The following is a 19,191-nucleotide window of genomic DNA, read 5'->3' on the forward strand; positions in this document are numbered from 1 at the left end:
ATTTCATACTTAGAGGATTACTCTATCTATTATTTTGCATAACACTTCCGTTATTTATCCTTTCATGGTCAAGCGCAAAATTTATTATTACAGACAGCAAAATAAAAGTGATTGATTGGTTCGGGTTGCGTCGCAAAACATACACCCTTCCTTCCGCAAAAGAAATTCTTTTAAAAAGAGAAAGTGCACCGTATCGTTTCAAACACCATGAATATTTTGGTAAATACAACGAGTATTACACACTTTACATACAAACCAAAGAAGGAAGAAAATTAAAAATCAAATCACGGTACTATAAAAACTTTCACAATCTGCATAATGCCATAGTCAGTTAACACGTCAACAGCCTGCCAGATTTGTAACCGATTTGGATGATGGCCATAACACCTACCCCATAACCCGTAACTCTTTTACTCCGCCTCTTTTAAAAGGTCTTCCAAATCCAATCTCATCGTAACCATTTCCAAATTTCCATTTGCATCAACTGGCCATTGTTCTTTTGGTTTATCCCAATACAATTCCACACCGTTTCCATCAGGATCATCTAAATACAATGCTTCACTCACACCATGATCAGAAGCACCTGTTAACGGATACTTTGCTTCGAGCAATCGTTTTAAGATCACCGCCAGGTCTTTTCGTGTGGGATAAAGAATCGCTGTGTGATACAAACCCGGAACATTCACCGGTGCTGGCCCAGCGCCTTTGCTATGCCAGGTGTTTAATCCGATATGATGATGATAACCACCTGCAGAAATAAACACGGCTTGTGAACCATAACGTTGCGTTATTTCAAAGCCAAGCAGCTCATGATAGAATGCTAACGAACGCTCTAGGTCTGACACTTTAAGGTGCACATGACCAATGCGTGTTTGCGCAGGAACTATGTAGCTCATAACTCTGATTTTATTTTATGAAAGTAAGCCAGTATTTTTGTAAGGCAATGAAACAGCAACATTCCTTTCTTAAACAAAATCTCGATCTGCTCAATCACTAAGTTAAGCAGTACTGCTTCTGATCAGTAAGGCTGATCACTTTTGCATTTTTCATTCTCCATTTCTCATTTTTAATTTTCTTACTATGCATACTTCTATTGCAGCAGTTTCTGCCAATACTCAATATTTCATTGATAAAGAAGAGCAATATGGTGCTCACAATTATCATCCATTGCCTGTTGTATTGAATCGTGGCGAAGGCGTGTTTATGTATGATGTTGATGATAAGCGTTACTACGATTTTCTCAGCGGTTACTCAGCGGTAAACCAGGGCCATTGCCATCCACGCATTGTTGCATCGCTTATTGAGCAGGCGCAAAAATTAACGCTTACATCTCGTGCATTTCACAACAATTTATTAGGTGAGTATGAAGAATACATCACGCAATATTTTGGATATGATAAAGTGTTGCCCATGAACACAGGTGTTGAAGCAGTGGAAACAGCCATTAAACTTGCACGTCGTTGGGGCTACTCTGTTAAAGGAATTGAAGACAATAAAGCAAAGATCATCGTATGTGCAGAAAACTTTCATGGAAGAACAAGTACTGTTATCTCATTCAGTACCGATCCTTCTTCTTACTCAAAGTTTGGTCCTTATATGCCGGGCTTTAAAGTAATTCCCTACAACAATCTTGACGCATTGAAGGAAGCATTGAACGATAAAGATGTTTGTGGCTTTTTAGTTGAGCCAATACAAGGTGAAGCAGGTGTAGTTGTTCCAACTGAAGGTTATTTATCAACTGCAAAAAAATATTGCGCCGAAGCAAACGTGTTGTTCATTGGCGATGAAATACAAACGGGTCTTTGTCGCACAGGAAAAATGCTCGCTTGCGATCATGAAAATGTTCGTCCTGATATTTTGATCTTAGGTAAAGCACTCAGCGGGGGTATGTTACCTGTAAGTGCAGTGCTGGCTGATGACCAGATCATGTTGGGTATTAAACCCGGTGAACATGGAAGCACGTATGGTGGTAATCCATTAGCTTGTGCTGTTGCAATAACATCATTGCAAATATTAAAGGATGAGCAGTTAGCCGAACGCTCAGAAAAACTTGGTCAGCTGTTGCGAGATGAACTGGCCAAACTCAATTCGCCTTTTATTGAAACCATTCGGGGTAAAGGTTTATTGAATGCCATTGTTATTAAACATAGTAATCCTGACGCTGCATGGGAGCTTTGCATGGAGATGAAAGAAAACGGATTATTAGCGAAACCAACTCATGGCGATAAGATACGTTTTGCTCCACCATTGGTGATCACTGAAGATCAGGTACATGAATGTGTGGGGATTATTGCTAAGAGTTTGCAGATACTGGATTGATGAAGTCGTTAGCCGATAGTCAGTAATGAAAGAAATCGGGAACTGGCTATCGACTATCTACTACCGGCTATCGGCTACCTCAGAACCCTTATTTTTGCACCTCAATTGAAGAAAGCATGAGCGAAGAAAAAAGCCTCAATTTTATTGAAGAGATCATTGAAGAAGACTTGAAGAACGGAAAGCACCAAAGCATTCTCACTCGTTTTCCGCCGGAGCCGAATGGCTACCTGCACATTGGTCATGCAAAAAGTATTTGCTTGAACTTTGGTTTGGGTATTAAATACAATGGCAAGACCAATCTCCGTTTTGATGATACCAACCCTGTTACCGAGGATACAGAATATGTTGACAGTATTAAAGAAGATATTCACTGGTTGGGCTTTAATTGGGCCAATGAATTTTATGCCTCTGATTACTTTGAGCAGTTGTATTCCTTTGCTGTAAAATTGATTGAAAAAGGATTGGCTTATGTGGACGATAGCAGCAGCGAAGAAATTGCCAAACAAAAAGGGACACCTACACAGCCTGGTACACGCAATCAATACAGCGAACGATCTGTTGAAGAAAACATGCAATTGTTTGCCGACATGCGTGCAGGAAAATATAAAGACAGCGAAAAAGTATTACGTGCAAAGATCGACATGAGTTCACCTAACATGCACATGCGTGATCCCTTGATGTATCGCATTAAACATGCACATCATCACCGCACAGGTGATGCGTGGTGCATTTACCCGATGTATGATTTTGCACACGGTCAAAGTGATTCTATCGAAAATATTACCCACTCTATTTGTACGCTGGAATTTATTCCCCATCGCCCATTGTACGATTGGTGTATTGAAAAGTTGGAAATATTTCCATCCAAACAATATGAGTTTGCCCGTCTCAACCTGAACTACACGGTGATGAGTAAGCGCAAACTATTGCAATTGGTAAATGAAAAACACGTGAGCGGATGGGACGATCCACGTATGCCAACCATTAGTGGTTTGCGCCGCCGTGGTTACACACCTGAAAGCATCCGTGATTTTTGTGATAAGATTGGTGTGGCAAAACGAGACAACCTGATTGAATTTGGTTTGCTGGAATTTTGCGTGCGTGAACATTTGAATAAAATTGCTTTCAGACGAATGGTAGTGTTCAATCCAATAAAACTCATCATCACGAATTATCCTGAAGGCCAAACTGAATTACTCACTTCAGAAAATAATCCTGAAGATCCGAACGGTGGCACACGTGAATTACCTTTCAGCAGGGAGATATTTATTGAAGCAGATGATTTCATGGAAAATCCGCCAAAGAAATATTTCCGACTCGCCCCGGGACAAATGGTGCGTTTGAAAAGTGCATACATCATCAAGTGCGATGAAGTGTTGAAAGATGATGCAGGCAACATCACCGCCATTCATTGTTCTTATATTCCTGAAAGCAAAAGCGGAAGCGATACAAGTGGTATTCACGTAAAAGGAACTTTGCATTGGGCCAATGCTGCAACTGCTGTTGAAGTTGAAGTAAGGGAATATGATCGTCTGTTCCAGGTAGAAAATCCTGCAAGCGAAGAAGGCGACTTTAAAGATTATATCAATCCCAATTCATTAACTGTGGTGAAAGGTTATGCAGAGCCTGCTATTAAAACGGCAACAATTGCAGATCGTTTCCAGTTTTTGCGTAAAGGATATTATTGTTTAGATAAAGATTCATCATCTGATAAATTAATTTTCAACCGCACCGTAACATTGAAAGATGCATGGGCAAAAGAAGTAAAGAAGGGATAATGTAGTTGTACAGTCACCTTCCAGGTGAACAGTCATTGATAAAAAGAAACCCCGCCGTTGGCGGGGTTTCTTTTTAATGACCAATATTCGTTATTGATTTCGGATCGTGTTTATGCCGGAACAACACTGCAAACAGCACAGCAACAATCAACGCATAAACAGCAAAGGCAATCCAGATGCCATGCCAGTCTTTATCTCCGTTTGCAAGCGTATAATATTTATCGATCACAATACCACTTATCGAACTGCCAAGCAATGCACCAAAGCCATTCGTCATCATCATATACACACCTTGCGCACTAGCACGTATAGCAGGCTCGCTTTGTGTTTCCACAAACAAAGAACCAGAGATATTAAAAAAGTCGAACGCTAATCCATATACAATACAAGAGAGAATGATCATCCATAATCCGGCACCAGGATTACCATAAGCAAACAAACCAAAACGCAACACCCATGCAACCATACTAAACAACATTACTTGCTTAATACCAAAACGACGAAGCATAAAAGGAATAGCAAGAATAAACACTGTTTCAGAGATCTGCGAAATAGACATAATGATTGCTGGATATTTCACTGCCAGTGTATCTTTATATTCGTCCACCTTTGCAAAGTCGTGTAAGAAAGTATCACCATATGCATTAGTTAACTGCAACGCTGCGCCAAGCAACATGGCAAAGATGAAGAACAAAGCCATCTTCCATTCTTTAAACAAGGTGAATGCACGTAGACCTAATACATCTACCAGCGGGCTGCCTGGTTTTATTTTTAAACCGGGTACACATTTCGGTAGGGAGAAAGAATACAATCCCAAACAGAGCGACGCTCCTGCTGCAACATAAAACTGGCTTGCCGAAGTTTCGATGTGTAACAAACTCACCATCCACATGGCAGCAATAAAACCAATAGTACCCCATACACGAATGGGAGGAAAATCTTTTACCACATTACCACCATTATTTTTTAATGCATTATACGAAACAGTATTGCCTAGTGAAATAGTAGGCATGTAAAAGATCATGTTCAATAACATCACCCAAAAGAAAGTAAAAGGATCGTTCACCTGTGGCAATGCAATAAGTACAGCCGCTGCACATATATGAAAGATGCCGAGCAAACGTTCAGCATTGATCCACCTGTCGGCAATAATACCTGCAAGCGTTGGCATAAACACTGCCGATATACCCATGGTAGAAAAGATAGCGCCGAAGTTAGTGCCCGACCATTGTTTTGTTTGAAACCAATATGCACCAATTGTAATTAACCAGGAGCCCCAAATAAAAAACTGGAGAAAACTAAGAACGGTAAGACGAAACTTCAAACTCATCAACAATTATTTTGATTGAACGATTTGTATTTAGATTGAAAGATAACGGTTTTTGCAACATCTGAAACAAGGTTAAACAGCTCCGAAACCTGTCTGATGTTTACACAAACGGTTAAAATCGGTGCTCAGCAGAAGCAACCTTTTTGAGCACTACTTCGTACATTCACAGTATAACCTCCTGTATGAAGTTGATCAAGACCGCACTCTTTTTTTTGTTGCTGAGCACCTGTTGTTTGCATACAACTGCCCAAAAGCAAAAATCAACAACTTTACAGCCTAAGGATTTTCATCGATGCGGGTCGCAATTTGTATTTGAGGAAGCGGTGAAAAAAGATCCACGTTTGAAAACACGAATGCTGAGCAACCGCCAATCAGCTCTTGCACGTTTTAATCAACTGAAAGAGTTCAATGAATTTTTCCGCACCAATGCCGTTATTACAATTCCGGTGGTGGTACATGTGGTGTTGCCAAACCCAAACCTTGTAACAGATTTACAAATCCAATCGCAGATTGATGTGCTCAATGCCGATTATGCCGGGTTGAATGCTGATTCGGTTCGTATACCTGCAGCTTTTAAGCCACGATTTGGAAAGGGCAACCTTCGTTTTTGTTTGGCGAAACGAGATCCGCAGGGCGAAGGCACAAATGGTATTGTGCGTGTTACTTCGTCAAGAATGTCTGATCCCGGCGAAACCGATCCTGTTAAGTTTACATGCGAGGGAGGCAGTGATGCATGGGATGCGTCAAAATATTTAAATATCTGGGTATGTGCCATGCCCGATGGTTATCTAGGTTATTCGTATTATGCCTCTCTCCCCTTACCAAGTATTCCCTTAAATGAACGTGGCTTTGTAAACAATTACCAGGCATTTGGTAAAACGGGAACTGCCCAGGCACCTTTTAATCTTGGTCGCACTGCCACACATGAAATTGGGCATTTCTTTGATCTTGAACATATCTGGGGACCTAATAATGACGAGGACGGAATACAAACATGCACTGATGATGATGGCATAACCGAAACTCCTGCTCAGTACAGGGCCACTTATGGTGCTCCCGCTGCCGACAGTATTATAAAAGATGCATGTACCACTACCGATCCCGGAATTATGTGGATGAATTATATGGATTATGTTGATGACCGGGCCATGGTGATGTTTACTCCGCAGCAGCAACTGCGTGCAGAAGCAACGCTTAGTTCATTCCCCTGGCTTGTGTCGCTTGCAGCATCCAACGGGTGCACACCCGTTACTACAGTTAACCGTGATGCAAAATTTGTAAAGTTTAATGATCCAACGCTTGCTGCCTGCAGCAATGGTAACAGTTATATTTATGTATGCAGCAATATTTATCGCCCGGTTGTAACAATTCGCAATGCAGGAACAGATAATATTACCAGTCTTACAATTACTGCACGATTTGGAACAGGCACGCCCGTTATTACTAACTGGACCGGCAATCTTCTTTCATTGTCTTCGATGGATGTTACATTAAATCCAATGACATTGAACCCCGGGCTCAATGCTAATCTTACTGTTTACACATCTAATCCTAATGGAAATGTTGATCAACGATTATCAAATGATACAGGTCGTATTGATGGCGTTGTATTTCCTGTTGGCACATTGCCATTAACAGAAGGATTTGAGTCAACAACTTTTCCTCCTGTGTTATGGCAACGCATTAATCCTGACAGAGGCATTACATGGGAACGCACAACAACTGCAGCCAAAACAGGTGTTGCGTCCATGTTCATCAACAACTTTGATTATGATATGAATGGAGCGCAGGATTATATGTACTCACCACTTCTTGAAGTAAGAGGCAAGGATTCGGCTTTCCTCACATTCCAGGTTGCGGCCGCCATGTATTCCAATCCATTTGATGTTAATTTACCCACCGATACATTAGAGATATTTGTAACCGATGATTGTGGTGTAACCTTACGTTCAGTGTATAAGAAATGGGGGCGTGATCTTATTACTACAGGAAATGTTGCAACCACTGAATCATTTATACCGAATGCAGGTGAGTGGCGCAAGGATAGTGTGTTTCTTGGCGATTTTTCAGGAACCACGAAACAATATATGCAGGTTGTTTTCCGCAATACAACCAATTGGGAGAACAATATTTATATTGATGACATCAATATCATTGTTCGGGATGTTAATCCCAACCTTAGAGCAAAAGGCATTATGATTACGCCTAACCCGTTCAGGGATAAATTTTCTCTGCAGTATTTCGATCCTCCTGCCAATTTAGAATACATTAACGTGTATAACCAGCTGGGGCAATTGGTATGGCAAAAACGTATTGCACTTGGCCGGCCCGTAACTGTTCCCACACCAGGTTACCAGGAAATTGACCTCGGCGGTATGAGCAGTGGTATCTATACCGTTCAGATCGTTTACCGCTCACGAACCACAGATACATTCAGGGTGATCAAGGTCAATAATTAAACTGTTATACAACACATAACCAATGCAGGTTTGAAACCGTTCGCAGCGTAACTTTGCCAAAAGTTGCGCTGTTTTATTTTGGCCCGTTTACGAATGGCTTTGCAACACACTAAACAAGAAATATTTTATGCAAACAGGAATTGAAGCGATACTCAAAGGCAACAGGATCAGTACAGACTTACAACAGATAGCGGATAAAATATATAACCAGCAACGCATCAGCGAAGAAGATGCTGTATTACTGTTTGAAAAAGCAAGTCTCCCCTTTATCGGTGCCCTTGCAAATTTTGTGCGTGAACGTATGCATGGCGACACCACTTATTTCAACCGCAATTTTCATATTGAACCAACCAATGTATGCGTGTTCAGTTGCAACTTTTGTTCTTATTCAAAATTGTATGCGAAGCGTGATGAAGGTTGGGAGTTGAGTATCGACCAGATGTTGCACATGGTAAAAAAATATGATGGCGTACCGGTTACCGAGGCACATATTGTTGGTGGTGTGCATCCCAAAATGGACCTGCAGTTCTTTGCAGATCTGTTGAAAGCAATTAAAACACATCGCCCCGATTTGCATATTAAAGCGTTTACCGCTGTGGAATATGATTACATGTTCCGTAAAGCAAAAGTGAGTGCCGAAGAGGGATTGAAAATTTTGATCAGTCATGGACTGGATTCTATTCCCGGTGGTGGTGCCGAAATTTTTCATCCTGAAATTCGCCAACAGATCTGCGCCGACAAAGTGGATGGCGACGGCTGGCTGAATATTCATGCAACTGCTCATAAACTTGGTTTGCATAGTAACGCAACAATGTTATACGGTCATATTGAAAAATACTGGCATCGTGTTGATCATATGAGTCGTTTAAGAAATTTGCAGGATGAAACAAAAGGCTTCCAGACTTTTATACCACTCAAGTTTCGCAACCAGGATAACGACATGAGTAATGTACCTGAAAGCACGGTGGTAGAAGATATGAAGATGTATGCCATTGCACGTTTGTTCCTCGATAACTTTCCGCACCTGAAAGCATATTGGCCAATGCTTGGACGGCACAATGCACAAATGACGTTAAGCTTTGGCGTAAATGATATTGATGGCACTATCGATGATACTACAAAAATTTACAGCATGGCAGGCAGCGAAGAACAAACACCTACCATGACAACTGAACAATTAGTTGCACTTATAAAACAAGTAAACCGCAAACCTGTTGAGCGAGATACGTTGTACAATGTTGTAAAAGATTACAGTGAAGTAACCGTAGCAGAAGAAGCAGGCTTTTCAAGTAATTAAATGAACTTAAATATAAACCTCCGGGGTTTGCTAAACTCCAGAGGTTTTATTTTTACCCCACACCAACAATCATTTAATGGTTAGAAAAAAGATCAAAAGAACCTTACGGATTTCTCAATACGTTATTTATAAAGAAACTTTAGTTAACACGCAGGAACATATCTGGTCGTTCATTGGTGCATTTCTCGGTATTGGCACAATTGCTTTTATACAATCACATTTCTTTTCTGAACTTGAGAACATCTTTTTGATTGGTTCTTTTGGTGCAACAAGCGTGTTACTGTTTGGTGCTATTCAAAGCCCGTTGGCACAACCACGCAATTTGGTTTGTGGTCATCTTATCTCAGCCTTCATTGGAGTGACCATTTATAAACTCTTGCCCGGCATTAACTGGGTTGCAGCACCACTTGCTGTTTCACTTTCCATTGTTGCCATGCAGATCACTAAATCGCTGCACCCTCCTGGTGGCGCAACAGCGTTGATCGCTGTTATTGGAACACCCAATATAAAATCGCTTGGTTACGGTTATGTATTTTCGCCTATTTTAAGTGGTGTATTAATATTGCTCACTACTGCACTTGTATTTAACAATATTACTCCCAACCGGAAGTATCCAACGAATAGCAGGCTTACGAGAATGTTTAGGAAGAGAGCGCTGTGATTTATCTGCTATGATTTTATGCGTATAACTAATAACTTTATTTCTCATTCATTATAAAACCCTTAGCGATGGACAAAAAATACTTTGTATTACATCTCCTCCCTTCCCGACCCGACTTTGCACAAACCATGAGCGAAGAAGAAAGAAACATCATGATGACGCATGTTGGTTATTGGATGGATTTGATGAATAAAGGCAAAGTTGTCGCATTCGGTCCCGTAATGGACCCGGCTGAAGTTTATGGATTAGGAATTATTGCTGTTGACGATGAGCAGGAAGTAACAGATTTTATTGTAAATGATCCTGCGGCAGCCATCAACAGGTATGAATATTTTCCAATGAAAGCGGTAGTTCCTCAAAAATAGAAGCTGGTATTTGTAGCTGATCAAACAGTATTCTAAAAACAATCGGAAATAAAGGTTTAAATTAACCCTGCAATCCCACGATCGTTTTTATGGATAAAACCCAGGCTCTCATTCCACATTTGCGTCTCGACCTGATCCAGACATTTGCCATTGCCGGCATTGTTTACCTGGCCGGTGTATTACTCAAGCGAAAAATAAAAATTCTTGAACACCTGAACATCCCTTCTGCTGTATTGGGTGGATTAGTATTTGCTGCAATCAACCTGGTTCTGCACAACAGATTTCTCAATATCAGCATCGACACTTCCATGCAATCGTTATGCATGGTGCTTTTTTTTACGTCAATCGGCACCAATGCCAGCTTTGCATTATTAAAAAGAGGCGGAATGCAAGTGACCGTATTCCTGGTGATTGCCTCTGCGTTTTGCATCATTCAAAATCTCGCCGGCATTGGAGTGGCCAGTTTATTTGATGTACCAAAAGCATTTGGTGTAATGGCCGGCTCCGTAACATTAGTTGGCGGGCCAGCAACCGGCTTGGCCTTCTCTCCGCTCTTTGAAGAACTTGGGTTGAAAGGTGCCGAAACAATCGCAATTACTTCAGCTACATTTGGAATTGTCTTCGGTGGTTTACTCGGCGGACCTTTTGGAACATTTCTTATCCGGAAATTCAATTTAAAAAAAGCATCAAAAAGAATTGCAGGCGAAGTGGACGAAGAGGAACCTCATGAAATAATTCACATTGATACAACCAGTGAAAATTCTGTATTTACTATCAGTCTTATCAACACCATCATCATTATGGGGCTTGGCGGCATTGTAAGTTTATTGATTGCAAAGTCGGGTGTTACACTTCCCTCTTATATCGGCGCTATGATTGTGGGTGCCTTGTTCAGAAACATCAACGACAAAACAGAATGGATTGTCATCGATCAAAGATCAATTGACTTTGCAGGCAATATTGCGCTAAATATTTTTCTCACCGTTGCCTTGATGGATCTGAAACTCTGGGAGTTATTTCATTTGGCATTACCTCTTACCGTTATTCTTCTTGCCCAGGTGTTGGTTGCTCTCTTCTTTGCAATAGCGGTAACATTTATGTTTATGGGCAAAGATTATGAAGCCGCTGTTATGTCGAGTGGTTTCATTGGCTTTATGCTTGGCACTATTGCCAATGCGATGGTGGTGATGAAAACAATTGTATCGAAATACGGATCTGCACCCCATGCCTTCCTGGTAGTTCCACTGGTTGGTGCTTTTTTTATTGATTATGTAAATGCAATTGTGATCACTGTGTTTGCCAACTTTTTGAAGTAACTGCTATAAACAAAACATTGTTGCAGTACTTGACGTAGCCTTGCAGATGTTGTAACTTTTACATCTTAAACTTCAAGGTTATGAAAAAGATATGTTTATTTATTCTGCTGTGTCTTGCCACTTCATCATTGATTGCTCAAAACAAACCTTACAATGTGGTGTTTGATCTTACCAGTTCAGATCCCGAAGTGCATGCACGTGTTATTCGCTGGATAAACCTGATTACAGAAGCGGACCCCACTGCCAAAATTGAAGTAGTGTTCTATGGCAAATCATTAAATATGGTTACAAAACAAAAATCATCAGTTACCGATGACATACAAAAGATCGTTGCTGCTAACAAAGCTGTTTTTCGTGTTTGTGAAGTGGCCATGAAAGTGCACGAGATCAACAAGGGAAACTTATTACCCGGTGTGCAAACCGTTCCCGATGGTATTTATGAACTCGTGAAAAAACAGGCTGAAGGTTATGGTTATATTAAAGTGGCGAATTGATGTATCTCACAGCTCCGGGTTTGCAAACATCCGGAAGCCTTGTAATTTGATCTTCTCATTCAACAATTGACATGAATAAATTAATAACGCCAAAAATTCTACTGGCCGGTATTATTGTCGGCACACTCGATATTACTGCTGCCATGCTTCAGTTTTATATTAAAACAGGGAAAGATCCGCTCACTGTTTTAAAATTTGTTGCAAGCGGTGTTTTTGGGAGTGCTGCCCTGAAAGGAAGCGCCGACATGATCGCCTGGGGTTTTTTGTTTCATTATTTTATCGCCATGAGTTTTACGATTTTCTTCTTCTGGCTTTGCAGTAAAATTCCTTTGCTGTTAAACCATCGTTTAATTACAGGTATCGTTTATGGCATTTTTGCCTGGTCATTTATGCGTTTTGTTGTGTTACCATTATCGCTCACAAATAAACAGCCGTTTAATTTACCGGCAGCTATTATTGCTGCCTCCATCATTGTTGTTTGTATAGGCATACCTCTTTCGTTCATGGCGGCTGCTTTCCGGCGACAAGCAACCTAATTTCCAACTGCAATCGTTTGTACCGAAACTTATGTTTGTACTTGCAACATAAAGTTTATTTTCACGTACGTACTACACTCAGCATACCTAAACCACGATTGCATGCAAACAAATAAATTACTTCTATGGTCGCTTACAGTAGCGTTAAGCGGTTTTCTTTTTGGATTAGATGTAGCCGTTATCTCAGGAGCTGAACAAAAAATTCAGCACCTATGGCAATTGAGCGATGCCATGCATGGTCTTGCCATTGCCACGGCATTGTACGGCACAGTAATAGGTGCATTGTTCGGTGGCGTTATTGCTGATAAGCTTGGTCGTAAACGCTCCTTATTCTGGATCGGTTTATTATTTCTTGTTTCATCGCTGGGCTCAGCAATGGCGCAGGATGTGTATGTCTTCATGATCTTTCGTGTGTTGGGCGGTTTTAGTATTGGCGCATCATCGGTTGTGTCGCCACTGTATATTTCTGAAATTGCACCGGCGAAGAAGCGTGGATTTTTAGTAGCCTTGTTTCAGTTCAATATAGTTTTTGGTATACTCATCGCCTATGTATCAAATTATTTACTGGGAGCAACAGGCGAAAATGATTGGCGCTGGATGTTAGGCATAGTCGCCATTCCTTCCTTGATCTTTACCTTACTCACTTTGTTCATTTCAGAAAGTCCACGTTGGCTTGTAATGCACAGGAACGATACGGCAAAAGCAAAAGAAGTATTGGATCAAATTGATCCTTCCACTGCAGATCAAACGTTGAAAGCCATTGTTGAATCAAAACATACGGAGCGAAAAATAAAAACCAATTTCTTTTCAAAACAATTCCGCTGGCCGATACTGCTTGCATTTTTATTGGCATTCTTCAACCAGGCATCAGGTATCAACGCCATTATTTATTATGCACCACGTGTATTTGAAATGACGGGGCTTGGCACTTCATCGGCATTACTTTCATCAACAGGCATTGGTGTGGTGAATTTAATTTTTACGATGATAGGTCTTTCAATCATCGACAGGTTTGGGCGAAAATTGCTGATGTATGTCGGCTCTATCGGTTACATTGTTTCATTGGGTTTAATGGCTCATGCATTTTATACCGATCAATATACTGGTATGCAGTTTTTTGTTTTCCTGTTCATAGCTGCACATGCTGTTGGACAAGGAGCTGTAATATGGGTGTTTATCTCAGAAATTTTTCCAAATGAAGTGCGTGCAAGCGGTCAATCATTTGGTAGCCTTACGCATTGGGTATTTGCAGCCATCATTGCCAATGCATTTCCATGGTTCGCAGGCAAATTCGGTGGCGGTCCTATTTTCCTTTTCTTTTGCGTGATGATGATACTGCAACTAATGTATGTTCGTTTTATGATGCCTGAAACAAAAGGTGTAGCACTTGAAGACATGGAGACGAGAATTATTCATTGAGAATAAAACCTTCAACGAAAGAATTTCGTAAATTGCTAAAGCAAAACCATGAAGCACCTGCATTACTACCTAGTGGAGAGATGTCGACGTATTCCTGGAATTGTGCAGTTTAATAATGGCCTCTCAGCATGACAGTTTTAACAAAAAAAAATAAGCCTGTTGTTATCAGGCAGCTTACTAAAAACGACTTCGATCGCCTGCTGACTTATCTCTATCAATTGAGTCCTGCAACTGTACGACGTTTTCAACCACATCCCTATCACAAAGACGAAGTAATAAATTTTCATCACTGCGATGATCATGAAGGATGGATTGCGGTTGATCCTGCTTCCGAAAATATCATTGGTTACACGGTTTTGAAAAAAGGATACCTGCACCACGATTATCCACGCCTGCAACAATATGGAGTTGATATAGCATATGATCATTGCTACACCATTGCACCGTCTGTTACGGATGAATGGCAAAGCTCTGGAGTTGGACAGTTGTTATTCAATTATGTTCTCGCTGAAATGAAAAACAGGAAAGTGAAACAACTTATTCTTTGGGGAGGGGTGCAAACAGATAATTTTAAAGCTGTGCGTTTTTATCAAAAAAACGGATTTCGCTCACTCGGCCATTTTCAATACAATGGCTTAAACGAAGACATGATTCTTCCTTTGTAATTTTCCCTGGCATAATTCTGATGCAATTTAGTTTTCCACATTTTTTTCATTGCCATCACGATATGGATGTCACGATCAAAAGACTTGATTTCTTTTCAATTCTATTTGTTTCAGCCGTGAAACCACAAAATGATTTACATGAAATACTTATGAAGAAGGAATTACACTATCACTATTCCTTCAAATAATATTTTGGAATAAGTAAAGCTACCATGTTGTTTTTCACATTTCAAAGTTGTCCTACAAAAGCCTGTTTTTTATTAAGCAATAAGCAATTATTTTGTGGCGTTATTCAACCATCAATTACCCTTTATCTGCTTGTAGAACTGTTTCAACTGCTTTATTAAAATCAATATGCTATGAAACTATTTACATCAGAATTACTGCTAATAAGCATGCTTGCGGCAGCATGTTCTACTAATTCCAATTCAACTTTATCTGTTCCTGAAACCACAAATGCAACGCCGGCTGTGTACAAAACAAATGCAACCACTACTGCCAAGATTGATAAAACGGGTATTCGTCCAATGCAAAAATTTTATCGTGCTGCCGGTACTGCAACTGGCGCTGTTCGCATTGTCGTTGATAAATCAGATTTTGAATTGAGAGTATACGACAGTAAAGGATTGCTTGCTGCCTACCCTGTTGTATTTGGCTTAAAACCTTTAGAGGATAAGTTTATGCAAGGCGATCGCCGGACACCTGAAGGCACCTTTAAAATAATTTATAGTAAGGAGCACCAACTTTGGCGGAAAATGCTGATGCTGGATTATCCAACAACAGAAAGCCTTATCAAATACAAACTGAGAAAAAAAGACGGACTTATTCCTGCAAATGCAAGTGTTGGTAATGGCATTGGCATTCATGGTGTAGAATCAGGAAACGATTACTTCATCGACCGATATTACAACTGGACAAACGGATGCATTTCACTCAAGAATACACATATCGAAGATTTGGTTCGCTATGCAAAATCGGGCACGCCTGTTACCATTCAGAAATAAGATCAGTTGATATTGCAGAGGTCGATTTCGTCAACTGGTTTTGTGCTTAAGATCACTTTATTGATCACATCTTTCATGTTGTAATAAACGATCATAATGCCAAAAGCCATTTGATAAGCTTCCCAGTTAGCATCTTTCATTTTTGGATTTCCGAAACGTACAAACAAGTCATCTCGCTTTGCACCCAAAACAGGAACTGTAAATTTTCCTTTAAACGCTTCTGTGATCACCACATAATCACGTTGTATATAAAAGCAGATGCCTTTATCATCGTAATAAACACCACCACCGCAGCCCGATTCATTTCCTTCTTTATCGGATGAAGTAAAACAAGGGAGCTTTGCTTTTATTTGTTCGGGATCTGCATTTGGTTTTGCTTCGTTGATCCATCCTTTGTGCACATCAACCGTAATAGCGCCGCAATCGGGTTTTGTTTTCAATTGAGCAGTTGCGGTGAAAGTAAAAACGGCAAGCACGAATAATGTGAAAGTATATTTCATAGAAAAATTTTGTGCAACAAATATCCTATGAAACATCCAATTAAGCAAGTTCGATATTCGTGTGGTTAATTGGATGTACAGAGATCAATATCGTCGGTTGTTTTGGTGCTGATTATTACTTTGTTTACCACACCCCTTGCGTTGTAATAAACGATCATGATACCATAAGCCATTTGATAAGCTTCCCAATTAGCATCTTTCATTTTTGGATTACCAAATTTGGGAAACAAACCACCTTTCTTCACCCCCATTACCGGGGCAGTAAACTTTCCTTTAAACTTTTCGTTGATGACGATGTAGTCACGTTGCGTGTAAAATCGCACTCCTTTGTCATCCAGGTAAACACCACCGCCGCAAGTGGATGCGTTGCCTTCTTTTTCAGACGAAGTAAAGCATGGAAGTTTAGCCTTCATTTGTTCAGGATCAGCATTCGGCTTTGTTTCATTGATCCAGCCCTTATACACATCAACAGTTAAAACACCGCAATCGGGCTTCACTTTTAATTGAGACGATGAAGCAAAACCGGCAGCCATAAAAACAAGCAAAATAGCGAACTGTTTCATAAAATATTTTCTTTACTTACTGCAAAATCCCTGCTAAACTTTGTTTCTTGCTGCACTTTGCCAGCATCAGGAAATTTTTATCTTCACGCCATGTTTTTCCTGTTGTCCAAACTCCTGTACTTCTTTATTTCGCCCTTTAACTGGCTGCTTGTTTTTATCCTGGTCACTTTTTTTACAAAAGATCAAAAACGGAAACGTCGCCGGGTTATTTTTTGCATCGGCTGGTTCCTGTTGTTTTCTAACCCATACATTATTCACAAGCTTTCGCTTAACTGGCAAGCCAACCAAAAACTAATGGCCAGCGGCGAACAATACCAGGTGGGTATTTTACTGGCAGGTTTTGTTTCGTTTGAGTTTAAAAGCAAACAAGGCTTTTATGGCGGTGCCAGCGACCGCTACATCCAGGCAATTCGTTTATACAAACTCGGGCATATCAAAAAAATACTAATCACCGGCGGGAGCGGTAGTGTGCTACGTCAACAATACAAAGAAGCTGATTTTGTAAGAGACGAATTATTAAAAATGGGTGTTGCTCAAGAAGATATTCTAAGTGAAAATCAAAGCCGGAATACCTATGAGAATGCGGTTTATTCAAAAAAGCTGCTCGATTCATTGCAATTGAAAGGACCTTATCTACTGATCACTTCTGCCATGCATATGAAACGTTCACAAAAAGTGTTTACAAAAGTTGGATTGAACACAATTGCTTACCCATGCAATTTTACTTCAATTGACAACCCACAATTATTCACTGACGCCATTACACCTTCGCATTATTCATTTGAGGGGTGGGATCATTATTTAAAAGAAGTAGTTGGGTTAATGGTGTATAAAATGACGGGGAAAGCCTGACGAAAAAGTCGAAAGTACGAAGTTAGAAGTGGAAAATAAATCCAGTCTACGGCTTCAACTATTAAACTTAGAAACTCAGACTCCAGAACTTAAAAATTAAAAACTCACAACTTCCTTACTTCCACTGTATGCATCTCTCCTAACTTAAACAACACTTCTTCCAGCCTGTTTTTGGGAATACTGATCTCAACATCGCAAAACAATGTTTGCTCTTGTTTTACTACGGTACAGTTGTATTGTTTCACCACCATCATTACATCGTTCATTTTTGTATAACCGAAATGCAGTTGATAGTTTACTTCAATTTGTTTTTGAACAATGGGTGTTGTTTGTAATGCAAGTGAAGTAACCGTTTTATATGCATTGATTAAGCCTGGCACACCAAGCAATGTGCCACCAAAATAACGAACCACTACTACCAGCACATTTGTAATTTGTTTGCTGTCGATCTGGCCCAGTATTGGTCTGCCTGCGCTACCTGAAGGCTCGCCATCATCGCTTACCCGAAATGTATTTCCATCAACACCCAAACGATACGCAAAACAATGATGCGCTGCTTTGGGATGTTCCTCCTTCAGGTGTTTCAGGTTTGTTTTAAATTCATCAACTGATGACAAAGGAAAAGCGTAAGCGAGAAATCGACTGCCCCGATCTTTAAACTCGGCAACAACGGGTTGGGCAATAGTATAATAAAATTCTTCGTTCATTTAATTTAATAAGCAATTAGCAATAGACAATAAGCAATGATTAACCGTAAGCGATCAACGCTATGGCGGCAATGGAAATGATGATCCCCAGCCAATTTAGTTTTGTCAATTTTTCTTTGAACATTAAATAGGCAGCAACGGTGCTGAATAAAACAATGCCCATATTATTGATAGGAATAATTGCTGAACTGTTACCGGCATTTGCTTTCAACACCCGTACCAGGCACCAGATAGAAAAATAATTCGGCACGCCAATGATCATTCCTGCGATAATTGCTCTTGGTTCAAACTTTAAACGTCCGGTGCTGAACAGGAAGATTAAACTGATAATACCAAGTGAAGCCGCTGCAGCAAACGCACTGATGAGATAAGCATTCTGGTTTGCTTCGTTAATATAAGTTGTTTCAACATACTTGATCATAGTATCAAGCAAACCGCTTGCAACAAACAAAATAACAGGTAAAAGGAAGTAAGCAGTCTTCACCACTTTGCCCGAAGGTTCTGTATGCGCTGCTGATGGCCAGCAGGTAAACACTACTGCAATAAGCGCTAAAATAACACCAGCAACTTTTAATATCGTCGCTTCTTCGTTATACAAATAAATAGAAAACAAAAAAGGAATGACCAGTGATAACTTATTTCCCACTGATGCCACAGCCACGCCCATTGCTTGCGCTGTTTTAGCAATTACGTTGAACAAGGAAATAAAAACAGTTCCCATCAGCATGGCCCACGGAAACCAACTGCCTTTTACTACTTCACTGTTGATAGGAAACTCACCATTTACAAACGAGCCGGTAACAACACAAGTGATATAATTGAACACGATTGCCTGGAATGTATTGATACCAAACTTTTCCAACAGCTTAAATGATAACGTTAACCATGAACTGAAAACAATACTACCAATCAGAAGTAAAAGCATG

The 19,191-nt window shown here is 40.2% G+C and carries 19 protein-coding genes; 13 read left to right on the forward strand and 6 right to left on the reverse strand.

All coding sequences use genetic code 11. The annotated features are described in order from the left end of the window. Positions 1-410 precede the first annotated feature (410 nt). A complete protein-coding gene (locus ACO1QW_RS02040; RefSeq protein ID WP_486255217.1) occupies positions 411-896 on the reverse strand; it encodes a VOC family protein in 486 nt (161 codons plus the stop codon). 184 nt (positions 897-1,080) lie between these two features. Here ACO1QW_RS02040 and rocD point away from each other — a divergent pair, with 184 nt between their 5' ends. Beyond that, entirely contained in the window at positions 1,081-2,319 is a 1,239-nt protein-coding gene (gene rocD / locus ACO1QW_RS02045; RefSeq protein ID WP_486255219.1) for an ornithine--oxo-acid transaminase, read from the forward strand. A 116-nt stretch (positions 2,320-2,435) separates the two neighbouring features. Next, positions 2,436-4,097 (forward strand): glutamine--tRNA ligase/YqeY domain fusion protein, encoded by a 1,662-nt coding sequence (locus ACO1QW_RS02050; RefSeq protein ID WP_486255221.1) that lies wholly within the window; start codon positions 2,436-2,438, stop codon positions 4,095-4,097. A 73-nt stretch (positions 4,098-4,170) separates the two neighbouring features. Here the strand turns inward: ACO1QW_RS02050 and ACO1QW_RS02055 are convergent, their stop codons facing one another. Further along, on the reverse strand, positions 4,171-5,427 hold the full coding sequence (locus tag ACO1QW_RS02055) for a nucleoside permease (RefSeq protein WP_486255223.1): 1,257 nt from the start codon (positions 5,425-5,427) through the stop codon (positions 4,171-4,173). 182 nt (positions 5,428-5,609) lie between these two features. Between ACO1QW_RS02055 and ACO1QW_RS02060 the strand changes: the two genes are divergently transcribed. From ACO1QW_RS02060 to ACO1QW_RS02105, 10 genes are all read left to right on the forward strand, one after another. After that, a complete protein-coding gene (locus ACO1QW_RS02060; RefSeq protein ID WP_486255224.1) occupies positions 5,610-7,886 on the forward strand; it encodes a M43 family zinc metalloprotease in 2,277 nt (758 codons plus the stop codon). Between the two features lie 127 nt (positions 7,887-8,013). After that, positions 8,014-9,183: an aminofutalosine synthase MqnE gene (gene mqnE / locus ACO1QW_RS02065; protein ID WP_486255226.1), complete on the forward strand. Its 1,170-nt coding sequence runs from the start codon at positions 8,014-8,016 to the stop codon at positions 9,181-9,183. Between the two features lie 76 nt (positions 9,184-9,259). Beyond that, a complete protein-coding gene (locus tag ACO1QW_RS02070; RefSeq protein ID WP_486255227.1) occupies positions 9,260-9,844 on the forward strand; it encodes an HPP family protein in 585 nt (194 codons plus the stop codon). A 68-nt stretch (positions 9,845-9,912) separates the two neighbouring features. Then, positions 9,913-10,209: a YciI family protein gene (locus ACO1QW_RS02075; RefSeq protein ID WP_486255229.1), complete on the forward strand. Its 297-nt coding sequence runs from the start codon at positions 9,913-9,915 to the stop codon at positions 10,207-10,209. A gap of 89 nt (positions 10,210-10,298) precedes the next feature. Beyond that, the gene (gene gltS, locus ACO1QW_RS02080; RefSeq protein ID WP_486255230.1) at positions 10,299-11,525 is read left to right on the forward strand and encodes a sodium/glutamate symporter; all 1,227 of its coding nucleotides are present in this window, start codon (positions 10,299-10,301) and stop codon (positions 11,523-11,525) included. Between the two features lie 80 nt (positions 11,526-11,605). Then, positions 11,606-12,019: a DsrE family protein gene (locus ACO1QW_RS02085; RefSeq protein ID WP_486255231.1), complete on the forward strand. Its 414-nt coding sequence runs from the start codon at positions 11,606-11,608 to the stop codon at positions 12,017-12,019. Positions 12,020-12,090: 71 nt separating this feature from the next. Further along, positions 12,091-12,555 (forward strand): hypothetical protein, encoded by a 465-nt coding sequence (locus tag ACO1QW_RS02090; RefSeq protein WP_486255233.1) that lies wholly within the window; start codon positions 12,091-12,093, stop codon positions 12,553-12,555. 102 nt (positions 12,556-12,657) lie between these two features. Beyond that, complete coding sequence (locus tag ACO1QW_RS02095; protein ID WP_486255235.1) at positions 12,658-13,974, forward strand: sugar porter family MFS transporter; 1,317 nt, start codon at positions 12,658-12,660, stop codon at positions 13,972-13,974. Between the two features lie 128 nt (positions 13,975-14,102). Beyond that, positions 14,103-14,639, forward strand: a complete 537-nt coding sequence (locus tag ACO1QW_RS02100; RefSeq protein ID WP_486255237.1) for a GNAT family N-acetyltransferase — start codon at positions 14,103-14,105, stop codon at positions 14,637-14,639. 359 nt (positions 14,640-14,998) lie between these two features. After that, positions 14,999-15,643 carry a L,D-transpeptidase family protein gene (locus ACO1QW_RS02105; RefSeq protein ID WP_486255239.1) on the forward strand — a complete coding sequence of 215 codons (645 nt, stop codon included), beginning with the start codon at positions 14,999-15,001 and terminating at the stop codon, positions 15,641-15,643. 2 nt (positions 15,644-15,645) lie between these two features. Here ACO1QW_RS02105 and ACO1QW_RS02110 read toward each other — a convergent pair whose 3' ends face one another. Together ACO1QW_RS02110 and ACO1QW_RS02115 are read right to left on the reverse strand one after the other, a co-directional pair. Next, positions 15,646-16,143, reverse strand: a complete 498-nt coding sequence (locus tag ACO1QW_RS02110; protein ID WP_486255241.1) for a hypothetical protein — start codon at positions 16,141-16,143, stop codon at positions 15,646-15,648. A 65-nt stretch (positions 16,144-16,208) separates the two neighbouring features. Continuing rightward, a complete protein-coding gene (locus ACO1QW_RS02115) occupies positions 16,209-16,706 on the reverse strand; it encodes a hypothetical protein (RefSeq protein WP_486255242.1) in 498 nt (165 codons plus the stop codon). A 90-nt stretch (positions 16,707-16,796) separates the two neighbouring features. Between ACO1QW_RS02115 and ACO1QW_RS02120 the strand changes: the two genes are divergently transcribed. Next, entirely contained in the window at positions 16,797-17,558 is a 762-nt protein-coding gene (locus tag ACO1QW_RS02120; RefSeq protein WP_486255244.1) for a YdcF family protein, read from the forward strand. Between the two features lie 104 nt (positions 17,559-17,662). On the opposite strand, the gene ACO1QW_RS02125 is transcribed toward ACO1QW_RS02120, so the two are convergent. Together ACO1QW_RS02125 and ACO1QW_RS02130 are read right to left on the reverse strand one after the other, a co-directional pair. After that, the gene (locus ACO1QW_RS02125; RefSeq protein WP_486255246.1) at positions 17,663-18,265 is read right to left on the reverse strand and encodes an IMPACT family protein; all 603 of its coding nucleotides are present in this window, start codon (positions 18,263-18,265) and stop codon (positions 17,663-17,665) included. A 40-nt stretch (positions 18,266-18,305) separates the two neighbouring features. Further along, positions 18,306-19,190, reverse strand: coding sequence for an EamA family transporter (locus tag ACO1QW_RS02130; RefSeq protein WP_486255248.1), 885 nt, complete (start codon positions 19,188-19,190; stop codon positions 18,306-18,308). Position 19,191: the final 1 nt, after the last annotated feature.

Source organism: Lacibacter sp. (assembly GCF_057361365.1).